This is a genomic window from Amycolatopsis sp. NPDC051061 (assembly GCF_040682935.1).
GTDB lineage: Bacteria > Actinomycetota > Actinomycetes > Mycobacteriales > Pseudonocardiaceae > Amycolatopsis.
This window is the reverse complement of record NZ_JBFBBZ010000010.1, coordinates 177995-202444: the sequence shown is the minus strand read 5'-3', so window position 1 is coordinate 202444 and position 24450 is coordinate 177995. Positions and strand designations below refer to the sequence as shown.

General features: G+C 70.5%; 21 protein-coding genes and 1 pseudogene. 10 read left to right on the top strand and 12 right to left on the bottom strand.

Features of this window, described 5'->3' with window-relative positions:
• The first annotated feature begins 241 nt into the window (after positions 1–241).
• From AB0N03_RS16385 to AB0N03_RS16375, 3 genes are all read left to right on the top strand, one after another.
• Complete coding sequence (locus AB0N03_RS16385; RefSeq protein ID WP_364371530.1) at positions 242–817, top strand: dihydrofolate reductase family protein; 576 nt, start codon at positions 242–244, stop codon at positions 815–817.
• 34 nt (positions 818–851) lie between these two features.
• Positions 852–1478, top strand: a complete 627-nt coding sequence (locus tag AB0N03_RS16380) for an alpha-ketoglutarate-dependent dioxygenase AlkB (RefSeq protein WP_364371527.1) — start codon at positions 852–854, stop codon at positions 1476–1478.
• Positions 1479–1596: 118 nt separating this feature from the next.
• Positions 1597–2553, top strand: a complete 957-nt coding sequence (locus AB0N03_RS16375) for a DUF1152 domain-containing protein (RefSeq protein ID WP_364371524.1) — start codon at positions 1597–1599, stop codon at positions 2551–2553.
• A 3-nt stretch (positions 2554–2556) separates the two neighbouring features.
• Here AB0N03_RS16375 and AB0N03_RS16370 read toward each other — a convergent pair whose 3' ends face one another.
• The gene (locus tag AB0N03_RS16370; RefSeq protein ID WP_364371521.1) at positions 2557–3834 is read right to left on the bottom strand and encodes a cytochrome P450; all 1278 of its coding nucleotides are present in this window, start codon (positions 3832–3834) and stop codon (positions 2557–2559) included.
• 53 nt (positions 3835–3887) lie between these two features.
• Positions 3888–5549, bottom strand: coding sequence for a peptide-N4-asparagine amidase (locus tag AB0N03_RS16365; RefSeq protein WP_364371518.1), 1662 nt, complete (start codon positions 5547–5549; stop codon positions 3888–3890).
• A gap of 131 nt (positions 5550–5680) precedes the next feature.
• Between AB0N03_RS16365 and AB0N03_RS16360 the strand changes: the two genes are divergently transcribed.
• Entirely contained in the window at positions 5681–6676 is a 996-nt protein-coding gene (locus tag AB0N03_RS16360; protein WP_364371515.1) for a LacI family DNA-binding transcriptional regulator, read from the top strand.
• 77 nt (positions 6677–6753) lie between these two features.
• Positions 6754–7965 carry an MFS transporter gene (locus AB0N03_RS16355; RefSeq protein WP_364371512.1) on the top strand — a complete coding sequence of 404 codons (1212 nt, stop codon included), beginning with the start codon at positions 6754–6756 and terminating at the stop codon, positions 7963–7965.
• Positions 7966–8074: 109 nt separating this feature from the next.
• On the opposite strand, the gene AB0N03_RS16350 is transcribed toward AB0N03_RS16355, so the two are convergent.
• From AB0N03_RS16350 to AB0N03_RS16340, 3 genes are read right to left on the bottom strand one after another with little or no spacing between them, the layout of a single operon-like run.
• Positions 8075–8965 (bottom strand): ROK family protein, encoded by an 891-nt coding sequence (locus tag AB0N03_RS16350; protein ID WP_364371509.1) that lies wholly within the window; start codon positions 8963–8965, stop codon positions 8075–8077.
• Entirely contained in the window at positions 8962–11832 is a 2871-nt protein-coding gene (locus AB0N03_RS16345) for a beta-mannosidase (protein ID WP_364371507.1), read from the bottom strand. The genes AB0N03_RS16350 and AB0N03_RS16345 overlap by 4 nt, the downstream gene beginning before the upstream one ends.
• Entirely contained in the window at positions 11829–13199 is a 1371-nt protein-coding gene (locus AB0N03_RS16340; RefSeq protein WP_364371505.1) for an APC family permease, read from the bottom strand. Before AB0N03_RS16340 ends, AB0N03_RS16345 begins: the two co-directional genes overlap by 4 nt.
• Before the next feature lie 167 nt (positions 13200–13366).
• Here AB0N03_RS16340 and AB0N03_RS16335 point away from each other — a divergent pair, with 167 nt between their 5' ends.
• Positions 13367–14281 (top strand): ROK family protein, encoded by a 915-nt coding sequence (locus AB0N03_RS16335; protein WP_364371502.1) that lies wholly within the window; start codon positions 13367–13369, stop codon positions 14279–14281.
• Between the two features lie 134 nt (positions 14282–14415).
• On the opposite strand, the gene AB0N03_RS16330 is transcribed toward AB0N03_RS16335, so the two are convergent.
• Entirely contained in the window at positions 14416–14646 is a 231-nt protein-coding gene (locus AB0N03_RS16330) for a hypothetical protein (protein WP_364371499.1), read from the bottom strand.
• 358 nt (positions 14647–15004) lie between these two features.
• Between AB0N03_RS16330 and AB0N03_RS16325 the strand changes: the two genes are divergently transcribed.
• Entirely contained in the window at positions 15005–15151 is a 147-nt protein-coding gene (locus AB0N03_RS16325) for a hypothetical protein (protein WP_364371496.1), read from the top strand.
• Between the two features lie 124 nt (positions 15152–15275).
• Positions 15276–15836 (top strand): snapalysin family zinc-dependent metalloprotease, encoded by a 561-nt coding sequence (locus tag AB0N03_RS16320; protein WP_364371493.1) that lies wholly within the window; start codon positions 15276–15278, stop codon positions 15834–15836.
• Between the two features lie 216 nt (positions 15837–16052).
• Here AB0N03_RS16320 and AB0N03_RS16315 read toward each other — a convergent pair.
• A pseudogene (locus AB0N03_RS16315) lies at positions 16053–16254 on the bottom strand (APC family permease); the annotation flags it as partial.
• A gap of 21 nt (positions 16255–16275) precedes the next feature.
• Between AB0N03_RS16315 and AB0N03_RS16310 the strand changes: the two are divergent.
• The gene (locus AB0N03_RS16310; RefSeq protein ID WP_364371490.1) at positions 16276–16431 is read left to right on the top strand and encodes a P1 family peptidase; all 156 of its coding nucleotides are present in this window, start codon (positions 16276–16278) and stop codon (positions 16429–16431) included.
• A 61-nt stretch (positions 16432–16492) separates the two neighbouring features.
• A complete protein-coding gene (locus AB0N03_RS16305; RefSeq protein ID WP_364371488.1) occupies positions 16493–17578 on the top strand; it encodes an alpha/beta hydrolase in 1086 nt (361 codons plus the stop codon).
• Between the two features lie 64 nt (positions 17579–17642).
• Here the strand turns inward: AB0N03_RS16305 and AB0N03_RS16300 are convergent, their stop codons facing one another.
• From AB0N03_RS16300 to AB0N03_RS16280, 5 genes are all read right to left on the bottom strand, one after another.
• A complete protein-coding gene (locus AB0N03_RS16300; protein ID WP_364371485.1) occupies positions 17643–19316 on the bottom strand; it encodes a carbohydrate-binding protein in 1674 nt (557 codons plus the stop codon).
• 27 nt (positions 19317–19343) lie between these two features.
• Entirely contained in the window at positions 19344–21230 is a 1887-nt protein-coding gene (locus AB0N03_RS16295) for a beta-L-arabinofuranosidase domain-containing protein (protein ID WP_364371482.1), read from the bottom strand.
• A 62-nt stretch (positions 21231–21292) separates the two neighbouring features.
• A complete protein-coding gene (locus AB0N03_RS16290) occupies positions 21293–22087 on the bottom strand; it encodes a carbohydrate ABC transporter permease (RefSeq protein ID WP_364371669.1) in 795 nt (264 codons plus the stop codon).
• Positions 22087–23007: a sugar ABC transporter permease gene (locus tag AB0N03_RS16285; protein WP_364371479.1), complete on the bottom strand. Its 921-nt coding sequence runs from the start codon at positions 23005–23007 to the stop codon at positions 22087–22089. The genes AB0N03_RS16290 and AB0N03_RS16285 overlap by 1 nt, the downstream gene beginning before the upstream one ends.
• 2 nt (positions 23008–23009) lie before the next feature.
• Positions 23010–24302 carry a sugar ABC transporter substrate-binding protein gene (locus AB0N03_RS16280; RefSeq protein WP_364371476.1) on the bottom strand — a complete coding sequence of 431 codons (1293 nt, stop codon included), beginning with the start codon at positions 24300–24302 and terminating at the stop codon, positions 23010–23012.
• Positions 24303–24450 lie beyond the last annotated feature (148 nt).

Here is a 24450-nt window from a genome sequence, read left to right as displayed (position 1 = left end):
GCCCGCGCCGCGAAGTTTGCGCACCGTCGACCTCCTGTGTCACTCGAGGCGGCGGTACCCGGACACAGGTTCAGACCTTTGTCCGGCGTGGGAGTGACTGTACGAGTCCGGGCGGCCACGGACAAGACCCACTTTCGCGCCGGGCAGTGCGTCGGAAGTTTTCCGCGCGACGCTGTCGAATCCGGCCGCCGTCGTTCGACACACTGGTGGAAGCACGCAAGATCGACCTAGGAGCATTCGCATGCGCACCCTGATCTCCACCTCGTTCGTCTCGCTCGACGGCGTCGTCGAAGGGCCCGGCGGAGAGCCGGGCTACCGCAACTCCGGCTGGACCTTCAAGGACATCGAGTTCGACCCCGCCGCGTACGCGATGAAGGGCACCGAACAGGAAGAGGCGACGGCACTGCTGCTGGGCCGGGTCAGCTACGAGGCGTTCGCGCCGGTGTGGCCGGGCATGACGGTCGAGTTCGCGGCCTACAACGCGATGCCGAAGTACGTCGTGTCGACCACGCTCCAGGAGTCCGACCTGGTGACGAACTGGGGCCAGACGACCATCCTCCGCTCCCTGGACGGCGTCGCCGCGCTCAAGGAGACCGAGGGCGGGCCGATCATCGTCAACGGCAGTGCCGCGCTGAACCGCGCCCTGGCCGACGCCGGCCTGGTCGACCGCTACCACCTGCTGGTGTTCCCGGTCCTGCTCGGCGCGGGCAAGCGGCTGTTCAGCGAGACCGACAAGGACAAGCAGGCCCTGAAGCTCGTCGAGAGCGAGTCCTACGGCAACGGCATCCAGAAGCTCGTCTACGACGTCATTCACTAGAACAGGTGTTCGATCTTGGTGTAGACTGGAGACCATGAACCCGGGTCTCCAGTCCACGCTGTTCGCCACCCAGGGCTCGATTTCGCTGCGCCCGCTCGCGCCCGAGCGGACCGACCTCGGCTCGGGCGCGTGGGTCGACATCCAGCCGGGCTGGCTCGAGGGTGCCGACGAGCTGTTCACGGCGCTGGTCGAGGGCGTGCCTTGGCAGGCGGAGAAGCGGAAGATGTACGACCGCGTCGTCGCCGTGCCGCGGCTGCTGAGCTATTACCGCGAGAGCGTGCCACTCCCCCACCCCGTGCTGGCCGCGGCGCGGGAGGCGCTGAGCAAGCACTACCTGCGGGAGCTGCGCGAGCCGTTCCGCACGGCGGGCCTGTGCTACTACCGCGACGGCCGCGACAGCGTGGCCTGGCACGGCGACCGCATCGGCCGCGGAGCCCGCGAGGACACGATGATCGCGATCCTCTCGGTCGGCGCGGCGCGCAACCTGGCTCTGCGTCCGCGCGGCGGCGGTGGCAAGACACTGGCGCGGCCGGTGGGTCATGGTGATTTGCTGGTGATGGGCGGGAGCTGCCAGCGAACTTGGGAGCACTCGGTCCCGAAGACGGCCAAGCCGGTCGGGCCGCGGATCAGCATCCAGTTCCGGCCCCGCGGGGTGAACTGACCCCGACTTCCCGTGATCAGAGCCGGAACTCGCGTGATCAGCGGCGGAACTCGGCCACGTGACCAGCCCGCCTCGGCTGGTCCAAAAAGGACTTCCCGACTCCCCGTAGGATGGCGAAGTGCTCACCCTCGCCGAACCGCCCCTCTTCACCCGGCTCCGGCCCGCCCGCCGGGTCCTCGTCGCCGGCGCGGGCGGCGGCTTCGACGTCTACGCCGGGCTTCCCCTCGCCGTCGCCCTGCGAGCGCAAGGCAAAGAGGTCCACCTGGCGAACCTCGCCTTCAGCGACCTGAACCGGCTCGACCTCGACGACTGGCTCTCCCCCGGCGTCGCCGCCGTGCGCCCCGGCAGCGCGGGCGACGACGCCTACTTCCCGGAACGGACCCTCGCCCGGTGGCTCGAAACCCAGGGCCTGCCCGCCGTCGTCCACGCGTTCCCGCGCACCGGCGCCCGGCCGCTGCGCGAGGCCTACCGGTACCTCGCCGCCCACCTGGGCGTGGACACCGTCGTGCTCGTCGACGGCGGCACCGACATCCTCCTGCGCGGCGACGAGGCCGGCCTCGGCACGCCCGAAGAGGACATGGCCAGCCTCGCCGCGGTCGCCGCGCTCGAGGGCGTGGACCGGCTCGTCGTCAGCCTCGGCTTCGGCATCGACGCCTTCCACGGCGTCTGCCACGCCCACGTCCTGGAGAACCTCGCCGCGCTCGACCGGGAGGGCGGCTACCTCGGCGCGCTGTCGATCCCGTCGGCGTCCGCCGAAGCCCGGGCGTACCTGGCCGCGGTCGCGCACGCGCAGCGCGCGACCCCGGACCGGCCGAGCATCGTGCAGGGCCAGATCGCCGCGGCGCTGCGGGGCGAGTTCGGGGACGCGCAGTTCACCACGCGCACCGCGGGCAGCGAACTGTTCGTGAACCCGCTGATGGGTGTCTACTTCAGCGCCGACCTGGCGATCCTGGCCAAGAGTGTCGGCTACCTCACCGAACTGGCCGACACCGATACCGCCATCGACGTCGCGCTGGCCATCGAAGCCCACCGGGACCACGTCGAGCGACGGCCGCGCCGGGCCATCCCGCACTGACGCTCAGTCCACCAGCACCGGCAGCTCGTCCAGACCGTACACAATGGACACCTTGCGGAACGAAAGCTCCTCCGCCGGCACCGCGAGCCGCAGGTTGGGGAACCGGCGGACCAGCGCCGGGTACGCCGTGCGCAGCTCCATCCGGGCCAGCTCCGCGCCGATGCAGCGGTGGATGCCGTAGCTGAACGCCAGGTGCGACGTCGGCTCGCGGCCGGCGTCGAACTTCTCCATGTCCGCGCCCAGCTTCGGATCGCGGTCCGCGGCCGACAGCGACACCAGCACGATGTCGCCCTCGGAGATCCGCGCGCCGGCGATCTCCATGTCCTCCTTGGCGAACCGCGGGAACGCCATCTGCACCACCGTCAGGTACCGCAGCAGCTCTTCGACGAACTTGTGCACGGACTGGTCGTCGCCGCGGACCGCGTCGAACGCCTTCTCGTCGCGCAGCAGCACCAGCGCGCCGAGCGCGAGCATGCTGGCCGTGGTCTCCAGGCCGCCGGTGAGCACGCCGTCGGCGAGCCCGGCCAGCTCGCGGTCGGAGATCTCGTCGCCGTGTTCCTTGATCAGCATGCCGAGCAGGCCGTCGCCGGGCGCTTCCCGTTGCTTCTTCACGATGTCGAGCAGGTAGGTCAGCGACTCCGACATCGCGCCGAGCGACGCGCTCGCGCCGCCGAAGAGGTCGAAGCGCGCGGTGCCCAGCCGCTGGAAGTCCTCGCGGTCCTCGTAGGACACGCCGAGCAGCTCACAGATGGTCAGCGACGGGATCGGCAGCGCGAACGCCTGCCACAGGTCGACCGGGCCCTCGGTCTTCGCCATCGCGTCCAGCTGCTCGGCGACGATCTCGTCGATGCGCGGGGTCAGCCGGTTGAGCCGGCGCATGGTGAACTCCGGCGTGAGCAGCTTGCGCAGCCGGGTGTGCACCGGCGGGTCCGCGAAGCCGAGTCCGCCCGGGTTCTGGTCCTCGGTCACCCCGGCGCTGCCCACCAGGTTGGTGAAGTCGGTGGAGAACTCCGTCACCTTGCCGAGCACGGCCTTCGCTTCGTCGTAGCCCGTGACCAGCCAGGCGTTCATCCCGAACGGAAGGTCGAGCTTGCTGATCGGTGCCTCGGCCCGGATCGCGCCGATCTCGGCGACCGGGTCGAGGCCGTCACGCCGGAGCGGCCGCAGCGCCGCCTCGGGCAGGAAGGACGACATCTTCTCGAGGTCGAAGCCCTTTTTGGACTGCCGCGCGAGATACCGTCGCCCGACCCAGCCCAGGACCCGTGAGCGAAGACTCCCCATGGATCCGACAGTACCGCACTAGCCCGATCGGGTGAGGCGCCGCGAGACGGGATTCACCTCCGCGGCGGGAGCTCCCGGTTCTCGGTGATCAGGCCGTGCTCGCTCGCGACGAAGTGGAAGTACGGCCGGCCGAGGTCGTCGGAACCGGCGAACGACGTGCGCGAGCGGCCGTCGGCCTCGGTGTTGACGCCGTTCGTGCGGGCCAGCACGCCGGACGAGCTCAGCCACTCGGTCGACGCGCGGACCGGCCGCCAGCCCCGGCCGTCGTCGGCGAGGTCGGCGAGGGTCTGCGTCATCTCGGCCGAGCCGGAGATCCGGAGGTTCTGGTCGTCGGTGATGGTCGCCGTGGCGTCGGTGGTCAGCGGGTAGGACCAGGTGTGCCGGGCGGCCGAGCGCACCCGGCCGTCCACAGTGGACGTCGACGTCTGTTGTCCCGAGTCGCTTTGCACGACGTGCTGGGTGAAGCCGCCGCCGGTGACGTCGTCGCTGTTGCGGTAGTCGCGAGTGCGCTCGACGCGCGAGTACACGCGCCCCGCGGAGGTGTCGACGTAGCCCGCGGTGACGTCGTGGCGTTTCGCCGTCACGGTCACGTTCACGCCGTCCTGGATGTCCTTCACCGTCTCGTGCCGCGCCGGGGCCGGGGCAACGTCGTGCCGGGTCAGGGCCCCGGACGTCTGCGCGGCTTTTTTGTCGGTGTAGAGCAGTAGGGTCGGCACGACGGTGAATTCGCCGCCGATGTCCGGGAAGGAGAAGGAGAGATCGTGCGCACCGCCGTCCACGAGCCGGCCCGCGAACGGCGTGATGTCGTAGGTTTCGGCCTGCAGGCTGAAGGTGTCGATCGCGACGATCGGCCGCCACAGCTGCGGCACGATCCCGCCGGAGTAGATGTGCGGGAAGGTGAACGCGCTGCCGGCGGGCGTCCCGTCGAGCGCGAAGTTCGCTTCGCGGTAGGGGCCCTTGCCGCAGAGCCCGGCCGCCGGGTACTTCGCCGACACCGCGTCCGGGACGTCGTCGAACCACTGCTCGTCGCAGGCGTGCCCTTCGAGGGTCACCTCGAGGTAGGCGCGGGTGATGTTGCGCGGCAGGTCCTTCGCGCTGAAGTGCACGGTCGGCGCCGCGGGCGTCGCGTCGACGTGCCCGAAGCCGGCGACGTGGTCGGCGGTGTCGGGCGCGGGGTGCTTCCGGTCGGCCTGGTAGTAGGTGAGCGTCACGGTCTGGGCGTACACGCCGGTGTAGACGGGCGAGTTGTAGTTCTCGATCCCGCCGCGAAAGGGCTGCGGGGAGCGCAGCAGCGCGCTGTAGGGCGTGAGGTCCTTGTCGAAGTGGTAGGTGATCGGCCGGGTGCCCTCGCCGCTGGGCTCCTCGGTCGTGCCCCACCAGACCTCGGTGCCGCCGATCGCGAGGTCGCCGATCCGGTCGTACTGCCGGCCGCTCACGGTCACGGTCTGATCCATGACGATCTTCGCCCACGGGCCGGGGCAGGCCTTCGGCGGCGCGAGCGTGCCTTCGTAGAACTGTGGCGTGCCATCGGCGGCGTTGGAGCGGAAGGCGTCGGCGAGCTTCACGCTGCAGTGCGGCGTGTCCGGCCGGGTGACCGCGGGCGCGGCCGCCACCGGGTCGTCGGTGTCGTGTTCGAGGACCGGGTCGGCCGAGGCGACCGCCCAGGAGAGCACCCACGCCAGCACCAGCGACAGGACGATCGTGAAGATCCGCACCCGGACTCCTCCCAGTGGCAGGAACACCGTCGCGAAGCCTAGTGCCGCGATCATCCGACGAACGGCGGGAATCAGCGCCTGAAACGTTTCAGTTCATGATAGGCTCACGCCCTTCTCTGCGAGGGGGTGCGGTGGTCGGCATCAAGGACGTCGCCAAGCGGGCCGGCGTCTCGATCGGCACGGTGTCCAATGTGGTCAACCGGCCGCACGTGGTCGCGGTGGCCACCCGGAACCGGGTGCTGTCGGTGATCGAAGAACTCGGCTACGTCCGCGACGAGTCGGCGCGCCAGCTGCGCGCCGGCCGCAGCCGGATCATGGGGCTGCTCGTGCTGGACCTCGGCAACCCGTTCTTCGTCGACGTCGCCCGCGGCGCCGAGCAGGCCGCGCACGCCGACGGCCTCAACATCATCACCTGCAACAGCGGCCAGCGGTCCGACCTCGAGGCGTCCTACCTGGCGATGTTCGCCGAGCAGCGGGTCCGCGGCGTGCTGCTGAGCCCGGTCGCGACGTCCGGCGAGGCCCTGCGCGCGTTCCGCCGCAGCGGCACGCCGTACGTGTTCGTCGACCGCAAGGCACCGACGTCGGAGGCGAGCTCGGTCGCGGTGGACGACATCGCGGGCGGCGCCCTCGCGGCCCGCCACCTTTTGGAAACCGGCCACCGCCGCATCGCCTTCGTCAACGGCCCCGCGATCCTCGCCCAATGCCGCGACCGCGAACAAGGCGTCCGCTCGGCGCTTGCCGGCTCGGCGGCGGAGCTGACGATCCTGGAGGCGATCGGCCTCGACGTCTCTTCGGGGCGCGACGCGGGTGCCCGCCTGCTGGGCACGAGCCCCCGCCCCACGGCGGTGTTCTGCGCGAACGACCTGCTGGCGCTGGGAGTCCTGCAGGCGATGGTCGGCGCCGGGGTCCGCATCCCGGAGGAGATGGCGATCGTGGGTTACGACGACATCGAGTTCGCGGGCGCGGCGGCGGTCCCCCTGACCTCGGTCCGCCAGCCGGCCCAGCGCCTCGGCCGCACGGCGGCGGAGCTCCTGCTGGCGGAGACGGCCGACACGACGGTGGAGCACCAGGCAGTGGTGTTCACCCCGGAACTGGTCGTCCGCGAGTCGACCCGGGTGCGGCGCTGAGCGTGATCGACGTCGCCGGAAAATAGTTTGGCTTGCTTACGACTTTTCGGCACACTGCCGATCATGGGGCTTCGCGCGTGACGAACAGGTGGGTGCGGCTGCAGGCCGTCGCGGTGTCCGGTTCCTCCGCCGAAGGGCTGATGCTCGCCGCGCTTCCGCTGCTCGCCGTCTCCATCACCACCGATCCGCGGGTGATCTCGCTCGTCGGCATCGCCGGGCAAGCACCGTGGCTGCTGCTGTCGCTGTTCGCCGGGGTGCTCATCGACCGCGTGCGGCGGACCGCCGTGCTCGCCTGGGCCTACGCCGTTCAGGTCGGGGCCGCGCTCGTGCTCGCCGCCGTCGCCTCCGCCGGGCTGCTCAGCCTGCCCGTGCTGCTCGTCGTCGCCTTCGTCGTCACCACCGCGCAGGTGCTCGGGGACGGCGCCAGCGGGGCGCTCGTGCCCGAGCTCGTCGAGCCGGACCGGCTCGCCCACGCCAACGCGCGCCTCACCGTGATCGACCGGGGTGTCGTGCAGTTCGTCGTGCCGCCGCTGACCGGGTTCCTGCTCGCCGTCGGCGCCGGGGCGCCCGCGTGGCTGGCGGCCGGCTGCGCGCTGGCGGCACTGCTCATGGCGCGGCGCATCCCGTCCGAGTCGAGGACCATCGCGCGGACCCATCCGCTGCGGGACCTGTCGGCCGGGCTCACGCACCTGGTCCGGACGCCGCTGCTGCGGTCGATCACGATCAACGTCGCACTCGGCTCGTTCGCCGCCAGCGCCGGGAACTCCATGTTCGTCCTCTACGCGACCCAGATCCTGCACGTCGGCTCGGTCGGCTACGGCCTGCTGCTCGCCTGCCTGGCGATCGGCTGGGTGGCGTCGTCATTCTTCGTCCAGAAGATCGTCGACCGGTTCGGGTACTCGTGGTCGATGCGGGGAGCGCAGGGCCTCGGCGCGGTGGCGCCGCTGCTGCTGGCCGTACTGCCGCCGTGGCCGCCGCTGATCGGCGTGGTGCTGGTCTTCCTGACCTCGATGGTGCTGATCTGGAACGTCTGCTCGCAGTCCAGCCGCCAGCGCTTCACCCCGGCCCCGCTGCTCGGCCGGGTGCTGACCAGCCACCGCGCGCTGGCCTGGGGCCTGACCCCGCTGGGCGCGCTGACCGGCGGCCTGGTCGCCGCGCACTGGAGCCTGCGGGGCGTCTGGCTGGTGGTCGCGGCGATCCAGGCGGTCAGCGCGGTGCTGGTGTGGTTCCAGCTCTCCCCGGAAGCCTTCCGCCGCACCGAACTGGCGACGGCCGACGCCGCCGGCTGACCCACGGGAGGGGCCTTCCCTCGCACCTCACACGAGAAAAGGCCCCTTCACCCCCGGCTTGAACCCGGGTGGCGCACCGGGTCGGGGCACCGGCGCACCACCCGGAGGCCTAACCTCCCAACGCCAGCGCCACCGCGCCCAGCAGCGCCGCGTCCTGGTCGAAGCGAGCCGACACCAGCTCCGGCGGGAACGGCACCGCGTGCGCCAACCGGTCCGCCAGCGCCGGCAGCAGGACATCCGCCGAGCGCACCAGCCCACCGCCGACCGCGATGCGCTGCGGGTCGAGCATGATCGCCAGGTTGGCCACGTGCATCGACAGCTCGTCGAGCGCCGCCGTCACCAGCTCCTTGGCCTCGACGTTCTCCTTGGCCAGTGCGAACAGCTCGCCCGCGGTGACCGGGCGGCCGAGCAGACTGCTCGCCCGGCCGCCCAGCCCACGCCCACCGACGGCTTCTTCAAGCGGCGCCGCTCCGCTCGCGAAACCCTCGGTGTCCTGCGGCGAGAGCAGGTTGTACCCGATCTCGCCCGCAGCTCCGTTGGCGCCGGTCAGCAACCGGCCGCCGACCAGCACCGCCGCCGCGATGCCGGTGCCCAGCGAGAGGAACACCGCCGGGTCGGCCCCGGCCAGCGCACCCCACCGCCACTCCGCCAGTGCTGCCGCCTTCGCGTCGGTCCCCACCGAGATCGGCACGGCCGGGAACTCGGCCGCCACCAGCTTCGCCAGGTGCAGCTCCTCCCAGCCCGGGACGTTCGGCGCGAGCAGGATCTCCTCCGGCAGCACGATCCCCGGGCTGACGACACCGATCGCGGCCGGCGCCGCGCCCGCCTCGGCCACGAGCGCCTTGGCCCCGGCGAGCGCGCGCACCACCACCTGATCGGCCCCCGCCTGCGCGTCGGTGTCCAGCCGGCGCGTGGCCAGCAGGTTCCCGTCGCGGTCGGCGAGCCCCAGCGCCACCTTCGTGCCGCCGAAGTCGATGCCGAGAATCCGTTCCTCGTTCACTCCCTGAACCCCTCGATCTGCGGCGCCACCGCCGCGTCCCCGTGGTGGCCGTACCCGCCGGCCGCCTTCACCACGATCCGGCCGGTGGTGAACCCGTCGACGCTGATCACCGGCACGGCGCCCCGCAGGTCGGACGCCTGGTAGGTGACGGTCAGCGTCTGCGACTGGCCCGGCCACAGCGTGATGTCGTTGTCGTCCCAGGTCGCGTTCGCGAGCTGGTTGTCGCCCGGCCCCTCGCGCCCGTCCGGCGTGCCGCGGCGGACGTCGGCCCGCAGGAAGAACGCCGCCCCCGGCGTCTTCGACGTGTTGGTCACGGTCACCGTGGAGACGAGGCCGCCCCCGTTCGAGCGCGTCGACGCCACCGCGCTGACCTGCGACTTCGGCAGGTTCTGCAGGGCCTGCAGGTTGCTGTACTGCGACAGCGTCGCCTGCGGGTTGCCGAGCGTCTTGCCCCAGTCGACGACGTCCTTCTGCGTGGAGAGCCAGTAGACGTTCCGGTCGACGACCTTCCCGCCCTGCTTCACCTGCAGCTCGACGAAGTAGACCTGCGCGGGCGCCGGCGCCTTCGTCTCGGCAGGCACCTTCGGCTTCAGCACGCCGGTCTTGACGCCCTGGCTGCCCAACGAAATCCCGTTCGCCGTCTGGTCGTCGAGCACCTTTCCCGCGGTGTCGAGGACACGGGCCTGCACCGAAAGCCCGGACTGCGTAGCCGCACCGAGGTTGTCCAGGGTCACGGAACCGTTGTCGTAGCCGTAGATCGCGTGCAGCGGCTTGTTCGCCTTCTTGGCGCCGAAGAACGCGCCTGCCTGGTCGCCGTCGTCGTTGTAGAGCGACCACAGCAGCGTCGGCCAGCCCTTGTTCAGCTGCCAGTAGACGACGCCGGTCGACGGGTTGTCCTTGTCCGTCGAGTGGTGCAGGAACGCCTCGAACTGCGACCGCGTGTTCTCGTAGTTCGCGATGTTCGCCAGGTCCACATAGGACTTCAGCGAGTTCCACTTCCCGTACCGCTGCGTGATCGACTGGTCCAGCGTGTACAGCGTGCCGAACTTGTAGCCGCCGTGGCCGGGCTCGAAGTTCGCGTGGTACTGGTTGTAGGCCGGGTCCTGCCACAGCTTCGCCTGCTCGGCCGGCGAAAGGAACCGCTTGATCGAGTCCAGCGTCGGCACCGTGTGCCCGGCGCTCTGCTCGCTCGCGAAGCCCCAGGAGCCGCCGGCGTTGGTGCGGGAGGAGTCGTCGGCGTCGAAGTGCGAGGTGTCGTACCAGTAGGACGGCGGGACCCAGTCGTACGGGCCCTCCTTCTCCCCCGACTGCCCGAGCGTCGGCGTGCTCTTGTACTCCGCCGAGGCGATCACCGGCACCTGGAAGTCGGCTTCCTCGAACGCCTTCAGCGTCTCGGACTCCTGGCGCGGCACCGGCTCGTTGTCGCTCCAGCCGTAGTTGAAGACGCTCGGGTGGCTGCGTTCCAGCTGCGCGATCGTGTACGCCGAGTCGTGCATGATCCGGTAGTCGCGCTCGGTCAGCGTCGAGACGTCCTCGGGCTGCCAGGCGTCACAGCACAGGAACCCGCCGATGACCAGCAAGCCGGCGCGGTCGGCCTGATCGTAGAAGTCCTGCGGCATGTCGTGGCCCTCGAGGCGGACGCCGGACAGGCCCATGTTCTTGATCAGCGCGATCTGGTGCGCGGTGTCGGCCTGGTCGTAACGCAGGAACAGGTCCGGCGCGAAGCCGCCGCCGCGGAACACGAAGTCCTTGCCGTTGATCGTGAACTGGCGCGCGCCCTCGGGCAGGGGCGCGGACTTCCCGACCAGGCGCGAGGTCACCGTGCGGATGCCGAAGGTGCTCTTCGACGACGTCGACAGCGTGCCGTTCTGCGAGACCGCGGTGCTCAGCGTGTACAGCGGCTGGTCGCCCATCGAATACGGCCACCAGACCTTCGGCTTGCCGATCTTCACCGGCGCGAAGGTGACGGTCCGCTTGGTGTTCGCGGGGATCGTGACGCGCTGCTTGACCACGATCGGCGCCCCCGACGGCGGGGTGACTGTCGCGGCGACGTCGCCGGTCTGCGGGTTCGCCGCGTCGTTGGTGACGTCGACCTTCACTGTCAGCTTCGAGCTGGACAGGTCGGGGGCGTTGTCCTGCACGACGTGGGCGTTGTCGCCGGTCAGCGCGTCGCTCACCTGCAGCGTCGGCGGGAACTGGATGCCGGTGTTGTTGTCCGGCGGGATCTGGCCCCAGTCGACCTGGTCGAGCGTGTACATCTTCAGCGGGTCGTTGGGGTAGACCTTGATCGCGAGGGTGTTCTTGCCCGGCTTCACCAGCTTCGAGACGTCGAAGGTGTGCCCGGCGAACGCGCCGCTCACGATGTCCTTGGTCGCGACGAGCTTGCCGCTCACCCAGACGTCGCCCTCGCCGACGATGCCCGGGATGGTCAGCTTCGCGTGCTGGCCGTTCTTGAAGTGCGGGGTGAAGTCGGTGCGGTACCACCACGGGTCGGCGAACGGCTTGGTGACGACGGGACCGAGCTTGTCGACGTACCCGAAGCACTTGCGCATGTTGTCGGAGTAGAAGACGTCCGGGCACTTGCCGTTCTGCACCAGGGCGTTGATCTCGGTGCCGGGCGCGCCCGCGTCGTCCGGCTTGACCGGCAGCCAGCCGCGGGTGCCGTAGCCGGGTGTGGAGACCTTCTCACCGCCGTCCTTGACGTTCGCGGTGGTGAGCACCTGCCAGCCCTGCGCACCGATCGTGCTCAGGCTGTGGGGTTTCGTGGCTTCCTGTTGCGAGGGCTCCCGCGCCGAGGCCGGCGCGGCGACGCTCAGCACCCCCGGCACCAGGAGCAGGGCGGCCAGCGCCGCGAGCTTCTTCGTCATGCCTGTGCCCCTTCGGTTTCCGTGGAGGCGAAGGCCTCCTTGATCTCCTTGGGTCCGAACGGCCAGGTGCGCTCGGCCTTGGCGTAGATCAGGTACGCGATCGCGCCGACGGCGATCCAGCCCAGCGAGAGCCCGATCGAGAGCCAGGTCGCGGAGACGTAGATGTAGACCCAGCCGACCAGCGCGAGCAGCGTCGGCACCGGGTAGAGCCACTGCCGGTAGGGCCGCTTCAGGTTCGGCTGGCGGCGGCGCAGCGTCACGATCGCCGCGACCTGGGCCAGCGACTGGATGATGACCAGGGTGGCGACGGCCGCGTTGATGACGTCGGTCAGCGTGAACAGCGAACCGATGATGGTGATCGCGCCCATGGTGAGCACGCCGGCGGTCGGCAGGTTCAGCTTCGGGTGCAGCCTGCCGAACATCGACAGGAACACCTTGTCCCGCGCGGCTTCGAACGGCACGCGCGAGCCGCCGAGCAGGCCGGCGAACACCGAGCCGACGGCCGCGATGACGATGAGGACCGTGACGATCTTCGCCGTCACGCTCCCCCACGCCTGCTCCAGCACGGTCGAAGCCACCGAGGTGGCGGTCTTCAGCTCCTCCAGGGGAACCGAGCCGAGCACGCCGACCTGCAGCAGGAAGTAGAGGCTCATGATGCCGACGATCGAGAACAGGATCGACCGCGGGAGCGTCCGGCCGGGCGAGCGGACCTCGCCGCCGAGGTAGGCCGTCGTGTTGTAGCCGAGGTAGTCGTAGATCGCGATGATCAGGCCGGCGCCGAGGCCGCCCCAGAACGTGCCCTCACCGGCCGAGCTGAACGCGCCCGGGGTGAAGGCGAACGCCTGCGCGCCGCTGAAGTGCGAGAACGCCGCGACGATCGTGGTGAGCACCGCGATCAGCATGACCACGAACAGCACAGTCGTGAGCTTGCCGATCTGGCCGATCTTGCGGAACAGCGCGGCCACGATGACGAGCGTGACACCGACGCCGATGATCTTGCCCAGCGCCGTCGTGCCCGCGTCGTCGGTGACGCCGGGGATCAGGTAGCCGAGGTACTGGACGAGGCCGATGATGCCGGTGGACATGATCAGCGGGATGAACAGCACCGCGCTCCAGACGAACAGGAACGGCATCAGCCGTCCGGTGCGGTACTGGAACGCTTCGCGCAGGTAGAGGTAGGTGCCGCCGGCACCCGGCATCGCGGCGCCGAGTTCGGCCCAGATGAGCCCGTCGGCCAGCGCGACGATCGCCCCGATGATCCAGCCGAACATCGCCTGCGGGCCGCCCATGGTGGCGACCATGGCGGGGATCGTGACGAACGGGCCGATACCGCACATCTGGGTCATGTTGATCGCGGTGGCCTGCATCGGGCCGATCTTGCGTTCAAGGGCGGGCTGTGGCTCCCCTGAACGAGTGGGTGAACTCACGACGTGCCTCCGTCTAGTAGTTAGTAAAGTTTCTTAACATAGAACGGACCGGGTCGAAAGGGTTCCGTGGATAAACTTGCGGCAACGCGGATCGGAGTGGGGACGTCGTGGGGCGAATCGGGCCGCAGGTGGGAACGCCGGCGAGCATGCGGGCGCTGAACCAGCGCCTGGTGCTGGAGCGGCTGCGCGGCCAGGGTGAAGCGACGCGACCGCAGATCGCGGCCGACACGGGGCTGTCGAAACCCACAGTGGGACAGGCGCTCCTCGACCTCGAACAGCACGGACTGGTCCGGACCACCGGCCGCAGCCTGGCCGGCCCGGGCCGCGCGGCGGTCGTCTACCGGGCGGCGCCGGACGCGGGGCACGTCGTCGGCGTCGACATCGGACGGCGGGCGATCCGGATCGCCGTGGCCGATTTGGAAGGCAGCATCGTGGCGCGGCTCGACGAGCCCAACCGGTGCCGTTCGGGGAGTGCTTTGGTGCGCACCGTAAGCGAATCCGTCGAACGGGCGGTGGCTTCCGCCGGGCTGTCCCCGCACGACGTCGTCTCGACGGTGGTCGGCACGCCGGGCGTCCCCGACCCGGCGACGGGGACGGTCCACCGCGCGCCGAACCTGCCGGGCTGGGAGCGGCGCGGGCTGCTGCACGAGCTGGTCGCGGCGTTGGCGGTCGCGGGTTCGGACGTGGACGTCGTGGTGGAGAACGACGCGAACCTGTGCGCGGTGGGCGAGCACGCCCTCGGGGCGGCGCTGGGTGTCGACGTGCTGGTGTGCTTGACGGTGGGCACCGGGATCGGCATGGGCCTGCTGGTCGACGGCCGGAGATCGTGGCGGGGCAGCTGGGTGAGGACGCGGTGTTGGCAGGGGCCATCGCGACGGCGCTGGGGACGGCCCGGGAGCTGGTGTTCGACCGGCGAGGCTTGCGCCGCGCGGCGGGTGGGGCTCAGGAGAACGACCGGTCACTCAACCGCCATCTACACGCCACCGGGCGGCCGAGGCACGCAGAACGACCGGTCACCCTAGCGCGCGAGAAGCTGGTACTCCTGCACGTCCGGCGGCCGGGAAGCAAGCAGAACGACCGGTCACCCACGCGGGAACCAGCTCCGCTGCACCCCCGGCGGGCCCGGGAGAACGACCGGTCACCCACCCACCGCGAGCTAGTCCGAAGGACCGCGCAAGGTGAGCACCACCCGCAGCACGTGCTCCACCGCGGTCGGGAACGGCGCTCCCCGCAACTCCCCCCGCTCCGCCAAATTCTCCGACGCGAACTCCAGCACCCGCTCCGGCCCACCCCGCCGCACCACGAGCGCCGCCAGGTCTTCGAGGTCCAGGTCCGGGTGATCCAAGCGCGTCAAGGCGAACTCGACCATCAGCTCTTCCGACGTCATGTCCACCTCCTCCCTCCATCCTAAGCGCGTCGGGTTAACACTTGATCGAACAGACTTCGAGCCCCGATGTGGTGATCTCCACGTCGCCCCCCGACACCCACAGCAGGCCGGGTTGCGCCGTTCGGCGGAGATTTCGGGCGATCGTGTACGGACCGCGAATACCCGGTAACACGGACGAGTCGGTCAGTCATGATGCAGGACCACCCGGCGGCGGATCGGAGGCGACATGGCCCTGCACCGGCAGCGCACGCGAGCCGGGGTCCGGCGCCCGCGGCACGCCCTCCCCGCCCGTTGGTGGCCGCCCGTTCTCGTCGCTGCCTCGATTGCCGCCGTTGTCCCCGGGGACACCGTCGGGGGCTTGTTGGTCGGGACGAGCGTCCTCGTGGCCCTGACCGCGCTGGCCGCCGCACGGCGCGTGCTGGGGCACGCCTCGGTGCACGTCAACCTCATCCTCGCGGAAGAGCTCGCGAACACGCGTGATCCCGGCTTGTCAACCCGTAGTTAGTGTTGGTAAATCACCATTCCCACCGCCCTACGGAAGTCGGCTCCGGTGATGGCGAACAGCCGGTAAATTTTCGACAGCGCGCGCAAATCCGGCAAATCCCCGTCCCCCCACGAGGAGTCTTCCGATGTCGAGGAAGTTCGCCCTGGCCGGCGCCGTCGCGCTGGCCCTGGCCGTCACGCCGATCGCCGCGGGCACCGCGTCCGCCGCTCCGGCCGGCACCCAGCAGGAAGCGGCCGTCACCACGGTCTACTACAGCACGGCCAGCGCACCGTCGTTCCGCTCGGTGATCAACGCCGGTGCCGCCAACTGGAACCGCAGCGTGACCAACGTCAGACTGGTCGAGCGCAACTCCGGCGCGAGCCTGCGCTACACCGAGGGGAACGACCCCCGCGGGTCCTACGCCTCGACCAACGGTCACGGCAGCGGCACCATCTTCATCGACTACACCCAGGCCCGCCAGTACAACCCGACCCGCATCGCGGCGCACGAGACCGGCCACGCCCTCGGGCTGCCGGACCACTACTCGGGCCCGTGCTCGGAACTGATGTCCGGCGGCGGCCCCGGCCCGTCCTGCACCAACGCGGTGCCGAACTCCGCCGAGCGCAGCCGGGTCAACTCGCTGTGGGCCAACGGCCTCGTGGCGACGAACCAGCAGCAGGTCTACGAAACGATCTACGGCTTCTGATCCTGAGCTGAGCGCGGCCCCGGGGCGATCTTCCCCGGGGCCGCGCTCGCGTTGCCCATACCGGAAGCATGAACGAGCCTGTACCCCGCGAATCGCGCCGACGCGGGCTCGACTCTGGATCACCGTCGCCGCGGTGCCGGCGGCAGCGTCCGCCGTCTTCTTCTACTTCACCCGGCGCTCCACGGTGTCCGAAGGCGGTTCGGCCAAGCGCCGGCCCGGCGCCACCGGGAACCACGGCATCCGGTATCGCGCGCGCCGTCGTGCCGGTGCGGCGGCCGTTGATCGCACCCAGGCACAGGGCCGCGTACACCACCACGATCGAGGTGCTCGTCACCACCAGCAGCAGCTTCGGGTCCACGAAACACAACAACGCCGCCGCCAGCGCGCGGTTCACGGCGCCGGGCCACGCGCGGTCGCGGAGTACGAAAACCTCCGATCCGTGCCGTGGGGCCGGATCGACCCGTTCTTCGAAGCGGTGGTGCAGGTCGTCGAGGAAGCGGTGCTCAACGCGCTGGTGGCGAACCGGGAGATGACCGGCCACCGCGGACGCCGGGTGCCTGCCCTGCCCACCGCGCGCTGTCTCGGCCGACCCTGACCGGGATGACCTCGGTGATCATCCCGATGTCACACGACCGCGGCGTCAATACGGTCAAACGATGCGAACAGCACTTCTCGCCGGACTCTCCGGCGCACTCATCGTTTCCGCCGCTCCGGCCGCGGCCGCGGCCACGAGGCTCGAACTGCCCGCGCCGACCGGGCCCTACGCCATCGGCAGCACCGAACTCCACCTGGTCGACCACGCGCGGCCCGATCCCTGGGTCGCGGGCACGACGCGGGAGCTGATGGTGACCGTCCGGTACCCGGCGCGACCCGGCAGCGGCCCGAAAGCGCCGTACCTGACGCCGGGTGCCGCGAAGCTCGTGTCCGAAGAGGACGCGGCGCAGCTCGGCATCCCCGCGAACCGGCTGGACTACACGTTTCCCACGCACGCCCGCACCGGCGTGCCCGCGGCCGGCGGAAGGCGGCCCGTCGTGCTCTACTCCCCCAGCGCGAAGTACCCGCGCTCGGTCGGCAGCGCTCAGCTGGAACAGCTCACGAGCGAGGGCTACGTGACGGTGGCCGTCGACCACACCCACGAACCGGCGGCGGTCGAGTTCCCCGGCGGCCGCGTCGAACGGCGGGCGCTGCCACCGGGCACCGACGGCAAGAAGCTGATCGCCACGCGGGTGGCGGACATCCGATTCGTCCTCGACGAGCTGGAAACCCTGACGCGGGGCGGAAACCTCCCGGCCGGGCTGTCCCTCGACCTGACCCGGATCGGCATGTTCGGCCACTCCGCCGGCGGGTTCACCACGGGCGAGACGATGGTGTCGGACCGGCGCATCGACGCGGGCGCCGATCTCGACGGCAGCATGGCGTACAGCCAGTCCGCCCGCGACTACGGCCAGGTCGCCGACGAGGGACTCGACCGGCCGTTCCTCCTGCTCAGCGCGGGCGATCACAGCGCGGCGTCCGACGGTTCGTGGCAGGAGTTCCTGCGCCACCAGCAAGGCCCGGTCCGCGAACACCACCTCCCGGACGGCGAGCACTTCAGCTACACCGACTACCAGGCACTCCTCCCCCAGCTCGGCCTGGACCCGGCGACGCTCGCGCCGTTCATCGGCACCGTCGACGCCGAGAGCAGCGTCGCCACGCAACGCGCGCAGCTGAGCGCGTTCTTCGGCTGCTATTTGCGAGGTTGACGAGATAGCCGAGGGGCACCGCGCTGTTCCCGTTGGGCACCAACCCTGTTTCCCACTCGCGGCGTCAGTTGAGGTGCAGGTAGTCGAGTTCGGCGTAACCGGTGCCGCCGGCGAAGAACGGTGCGCCCTTGACCAGCCGGATCGTGTTGTAGCCCGCGTGCAGGCTCACCGACGTCGAAACCGTGCCGAACTGATCCCAGCCGGCGGTCGGCGGGTAGCTGACCGTCGACCAGCCACCGCCGTTGCAGGCCAGGCCCTGGGTCGACGTCGCCCCGGTGCCGTTCGCGTAGCCGATGGTCATCGTGTAGGAACGCGCACTCGGCACGTTCACCACGAAGTCCAGATAGCTGTCGTTGCGCGGGTCGCCGGAGTTGTCGATGCGGCCGACGTAACCACCGTTGGACGCGGTAGAACTCGACAGCCGCTGCGCGCGGAACACCGACGCGTTCTCGGCCTCGTACCTCTGCTGGTAAGTGCCGCCGGCCGGTTCGACCACCAGGTGGTACGCGCTGGTCGCGGACATGTTCGGCACCGGCACCGTGATCTGTCCATTCGCGACGGTGTAGGTCGACGTCGAAATGCTCGTCGGCGCGGTCACGGCGGTGAACCGGCCGGACGACGGCGTCGACTCCAGCGTGACGCGGACCGTGCCGCTGAGCCCGGTCACCCGCACCGAGTTGGTACCCGACTCGTCACCGAACACGACGTCGACGCGTTTGCGCGTGGTGTCATAGGAGGCGAAGCCGTCCAATCCGGACTGCGCGGGCGGGGTGGTGCTCACCATCGATCCGGCCATGTCGCCGTACCACTTGTAGAGCCACCACGTCCCGGTCGGCTGGGTGTTGTTCACGACCAGGCCGTTCACGGTCCCGTACTCGTACCAGAACGCCCGGTCGGCGGCCGCCACCCCGGCGCGTTCCAGCTTCGAGACGTAGTTCGCCACGCGCCCGGGCACGTCGACCTCGTCCGTCCACGCGTACTCGTTGATGAAGATCTGCCGCGGACTGATGCCGAGCGACGACTCCACGGACCGGTACGCGGCCACGTCGGCCGCGATCGACGCGCTGCTGTGGTTCAGCTCGTGCCAGACTACGAGGTCCGGCACGGTGTTCGTGCTCTTCGCGGCGGTCAGGAACGTCCGCATCCGGTTGGCGTCCCAGCCCGCGTAACCGGGGCCGGCGACCGGAGTGACGGTGTCGCGGGTCCGGATCCGTTGCACTGTCCGCGCCCATCCGGCGTTGAAGTCCCCCGCCGCGGCGGTGTCCCACGTCCAGTCGGGCTCGTTCCAGATCTCCCACGCCGCGACATTGCTCACCGAGGTGGCCGCGAGCCGCTTCGAGACCATGGTGTCCACTTTGGCCAGCCAGTCGGCCCAGCCCACCCACTTGTAGGGGAAGTCCGGGTAGATGTCCGGCATCCGGATCACCTGCGCCGCGCCGACGCGGTCCGCCTGCGGCGCGATCTTCAAGGCGTCCCCGCCGGCCGGCTGGCCGTTCGGCTTCTGCCCGACGTCCGGCGGCGGCTGGGTCAGGGTGTTCAGCTTGAGGGGCAGCAGCGTCGAATCCGCCGGCCGGTTGTTCTCGGCCAGCGCGTAGAGGCCGCCGGCGGCGGCGTGCGTGACCGGCCGGAACGGCGCCGCGGCGTTCACCACGAGGGTGTGCCCGGCGGCTTGCGCCGGAGCCACCACCGTGAGGCCGGTGAGAACGGCGGCGGTGAGCGCGAGAGTGGTTCGTGACATCGGTACCTCGATCCTGACGGGGACGGGTCACTCCGTGGTGGCGACCGGGATCCAGACCCGCATCGGGCCGGGAGTCCGGTTGCCCCACAGGAAGTACGGGATCGCGGTCAGCTCGACCGGCTCGCCGGCCGCCGGAGCCGGTTCGCCCGGGTACAGCTCGTCCGATGCGGGCGCCTCGACGGAGCCCCGCGCGGTGAGGGTCACCGGCACGTCCGGCAGCTTTCCCTCGGCGAGCCGCGCGGCCGGGTCGATCCGCACGTCTTCCAGCGTGACGCCGTCGGGCAGGTCGGCTTGCTCCAGGCAGTACACGAGCGGTCCGCGCGTGACGGCGACGCAGCCGCGTACGGCGTCGATCCGCGGATGCGGCCGGACGACGCGGCCGGGCATCGGCAGGTCGAGGGTCACCGTGGTGCCGGCGGACCAGTCGCGGCGGACCTCGGCGTACCCGTCGCGGACGTCGGCGGGCTCGCCGTCGACCAGCGCGCCGGACGCCCAGCCCGGGACGCGCAGGGCCAGCGTGAGCGCGGCGTCCGTCGTCACGGTCAGCTCGATGCGGCCGTCCCACGGGTACTCGGTGCGCGTGCCGACGTGGACGTCGGCACCGTCCACAGTGGTCCGCAGTTCCCCGGCGGTGTACAGGTGCACCTGGAGACCGCCGTGGTCGGTCGTGGCCACGTAGCCCGACAGCGACGCGACGAGCCGGGCGAGGTTGGGCGGGCAGCAGGCGCACGAGTACCACGGCAGCCGCTGCGACGGCGCGTCCTCGTGCGAACCGTCGTGACCGGTGCGCAGGTGCAGCGGGTTGGAGTAGAAGAAGTGCGTGCCGTCCAGCGCGGTCGAGCCGGCGATCACGTTGTACAGCGCGCGTTCCATCTCGTCGGCGTACCGGCCTTCGCCGGTGGCGAGCAGTAGCCGCCAGTTGCCCTGGAAGCTCGCGATCGCGGCACAGGTCTCGCCGTACGCCCGGTCGGGCGGCAGCTCGTACGGGTCGCCGAACGCCTCGTCGCGGTGACGGGAACCCTGCGCCCCGGTGAGGTAGGTCTTCGCGCCGAAGGCGTCGGCCCACAGGCGGCGGGCGGCGTCGAGCAGCTCGTCGTCGCGCGTTTCGACGGCGACGTCCACGACACCGGCGAGCAGGTACAGCTGGCGCACGACGTGCCCGGCGACCTCGTCGGCTTCCCGGACGGGCACGTGGTCCTGCAGGTACCGCGGGCCGAACCGTTCGCCGTTGAGCAGGCCGTGTCCGCGCAGGTCGAGGAACCGGCGCGCCAGCTCCAGGTAGGGCCGGTGCCCGGTCACCCGGTAGAGCTCGACCAGGGCGGTCTCGATCTCCGGGTGCCCGTCGACGTCGTCGACGGTCGAAAACCGTTCCACGATCAGGTCGGCGAAGCGCCGGGCGACCGTGACGAGCTGGGCGCCCACCCCGGCCCGCGCGGCGGCGACGGCGGCCTGGATCAGGTGGCCCGCGCAGTACAGCTCGTGGCTCCAGTGCAGCTCCCGCCACCGCAGCTCGGGCTGGTCGACGGCGAAGTACGAGTTCAGGTAGCCGTCGTCCCCCTGCGCCTTCGCCACCAGCGCGGCGGTGGTGTCCAGGAACGCGCGCAGCTCGGCGTCGTCCGGCGTCCGGCCGAGCTGCCAGGCGGCGGCTTCGAGGGTCTTGTAGACGTCGGAGTCGGCGAACCACATGTTGCGGCGCTCGGCGTCGACCTCGCCGGTGACGCGCCGGAGGTTGTCCAGGGCCCCCGCGACGTCGAGCTGGCCGGCGCAGTGCGGCAGGGTCCGGGTCGCGTTGCGCTCCTGCCAGCCACCGAGCAAGCTGCCCGCCGCGAAGGTGACGGCGCCGAGGAACAGCGGCCGCAGGGCGGACGTCGCGGCGGACGTGGGGTGGGCGGGGCCGAGGACGCGTTCGGTCATCGAGTGCTCCTGTCACAGCCTTTGAATGTCTCAGCCTTTGAATGTCTCAGCCCTTGAATGTCTCAGCCTTTGAGGGCTCCCGAGGTGAAGCCGCGGACGTAGTACCGCTGCAGGACGAGGAAGACCGCCACGCACGGCAGGGCGGAGACCACCACTCCCGCTTGCAGGGCCCCGAAGTCGACCGAGCCGAGGCTGCCGGACTGCAGGTTGAACAGCGCGACCGGCAGCGTGAACTTCTCGCCGTCGGTGAGGAAGATCAGCGGCGCGACGAACTCGTTCCACGCCGCCAGGAACGAGAACAGCGCGATGGTGACGACGCCGGGGACCACCCCGCGCAGCAGCACCCGGCGCAGCGCGCCGCCGACCGAGCAGCCGTCGATCAGCGCCGCCTCCTCGAGCTCGATCGGCAGCGCCTCGAAGGAGTTGCGCATCATGAACAGCCCGAACGGCAGCTGGAGGACGGCCATGACGAGACCCAGCCCGATCAGGGAGTTCTGCAGGCCGAGCCAGCCGAGCAGGATGTAGAGCGGCACCAGGATCGTCGTGTAGGGCACCATCAGGATGGCCAGCGTGACCAGGAACAGCAGGTTGCGCCCGGGGAAGGCGAGCCGGGCCATGGCGTAGCCGCCGAGCGTGGTCGTCACGACGGTGACGCTCACCGCGACGAGCGCGACCACGGTCGTGTTGAGCAGGTAGGTGCCGAGGCCGGCGCCGTAGTCGGCGAGGCGGCGGTAGTTGTCGGTCCCGGAGTCGCCGGCCTCCCGCCCGGTGAGCGACGAGTAGAGCGTCCAGAGCAACGGCAGCAGGAACAGCACGGCCAGCGCCGCGCTCGTGACGTACCTGCCCGCGCCCCGCATCACCGGCCCTCCCGGCGGATCAGGCGCAGCTGGGCGACGTTGAGGACGATGAGCACGGCGAGCGTCGCGACCGACACCGCGGCGGCCCGGCCGAGATCCTGCGACAGGAACGCCTCGCGGTAGATGTCGATGACGACCGTGGCGGTGTCGTGCCGGCCGCCGGTGAGGATGAAGAACTGGTCGAACGCCAGCAGGGAGCCGGTCAGCGACAGCACCGCCGCGAGCGCGAGCGTCGGGCGCAGCAGCGGCAGCGTCACCCGCCAGAGGATCTGCCACCGGGTGGCGCCGTCGATGCGCGCGGCTTCGTAGAGCTGGGGGTCGATGCTCTGCAGGCCGGTCATCAGGATGAGCATGTAGAACCCCGCGAACCGCCAGGTGATCATCCCGACCGTCGAGCCGAGCGCGCTGCCGCCCGAGCCGAGCCAGTCCACGCGGCCGAAGCCGAGGAAGTCCACGAGGTGGTTGAGCGCGGACGAGTCGGTGTTGAACAGCCCGTAGAACAGCAGGCTGGTCGACGCGAGCCCGACCGCGCTGGGCAGGAAGAACACCGTGCGGGCCACGCCGGCGCCGGGCCGGTCGTGCTGGACCAGCAGCGCCAGCCCGAACGCGACGATCCCGAGCACCACGGTCGTGATCAGCGTGTACTTCACCGTGAACCCGACCGCGCGCAGGAAGAGGGGGTCGCTCAGCGCGTCGTAGTTCTCGACGCCGTTGGGTGCCGAGACGCCGACCAGCGGCCAGTGGTTGACCGACATCCACAGCATCAGCCCGAGCGGGATGACGAAGAAGACGGCGACCAGCACGGCCATCGGGGTGGCGTAGGCGATGCCCAGCCGTCGCCGGTGCCGGGCGATCGAGCCGCGCCGTGCCGGCGCCGGGGTCTCCGGCGCCGACACCCGCGAGGACAAGAGCGACACCATCGTCAGCTGCCACTGGCGAGGGACTCGGTGACGGCCGCATTGTGCTGTTTCAGGGTCGCGCCGACGTCTCCGCCGCCGAACACCGCGTCGATCACCGTCGCGGTCCACGGACCGTTGGTGTCGTTGAACGTCTTGCCGAAGTTGACCGAGATCGGCGTCTGTCCCTGGCCGGCGAGCCGGTTGAACACGCCGAGCCGCGGGTCTTGCTTCGCGTAGGTGTTGTCGGCGAGGTCCGAGCGGACGGTGATGTTCTTGCTCTTCGCCACGACGTCGACCTGGGCCGCATCCGACAGCGTCCAGGCGAGGAAGTCCCAGGCGGCCGCGGCGTGCGCGCTGTTGCTGCCGATGCCGACGACGTCCCCGCCGACGAACGACGAGCTGCCGCCGGTCAGGCCGGGGATCGGCGCGACGCCGACCTGCAGGTCCGGCCCCTCCTTGATGCCCTGCAACGCGGTCGCGCCCATCGGCTGGATGCCGATCTTGCCGTCGGCGAACGGCTGGGTCCACGTGGGCCCGGATTCGTTCTTCGCCGAAGTCGGCACGACGCCGTCGGTGTAGAGCTGCCGCAGCAGCGAGTAGACTTGGGCGGCCTGGGGGCTGTCGAGCGTGGCCGCGGTGCCCTGGTCGTTGAGCACCGTGCCGCCGGAAGCCCAGATCATCGGCCAGCTGGTGAACAGCTGGCAGCCCGGGCAGGCGCCCCCGAAGAAGTAGCCCTTGACGTCCCCGCCGAGCGCGGCGATCTTGCGCGCAGCCGCGGCCAGCTCGTCCAGAGTGGACGGTGGCTTCGCGGGGTCGAGGCCGGCGCGGGTGAACAGGACCTTGTTGTAGAAGACTGCGGACAGGTCGATGTCGTGCGGCAATGCGTAGTGCTTGCCTTCGAAGGTCGCCGCCTTCATGTGCGCCGGGGCGAGGGAACCCTGGAACGGTAGCTGGTTCACGCGGTCGGTGAGGTCGAGGAACAGGCCCTTGGCCGCGTAGTTCGGCGCGTAGACGACGTCGGCGGCCAGCAGGTCCGGCAGCTGCCTCGCGCCCGCGGCGGTACCGACCTTCTGCTGGTAGGAATCGGCCGGGAAGACCGTCAGCTTCACCTTGTTCTGGTGGCTCGCGTTGTAGGCGTCGATCAGCGTCTGGCTGAAGGTGGCCGTCGGCGACCGGGTCCACATGGTGATCGTGGTGCCGTCGTCGACGCCGGCGGTGTCCCCCGCCGCCGCCCCGGTCGGCCCGCTCTGGCAGGCCGCGAGGAGAAGCACGCCCGCGATCGCGGCCGCGCCCCTGGTTCGGATGTGCGAAGTCATCGACTCTCCTAACGGGAGGCCGCCGCCTGTGAACGTCGAGGAGTGGAGCGAGGCAGAATCCGGGAAACCTCGGAAACCGGTTGCCGAACCAAGTTAGGCTCTTCCTCACGGACTCGTCAAGCGCCGTTTGCACCACAGCGGCGGCGTT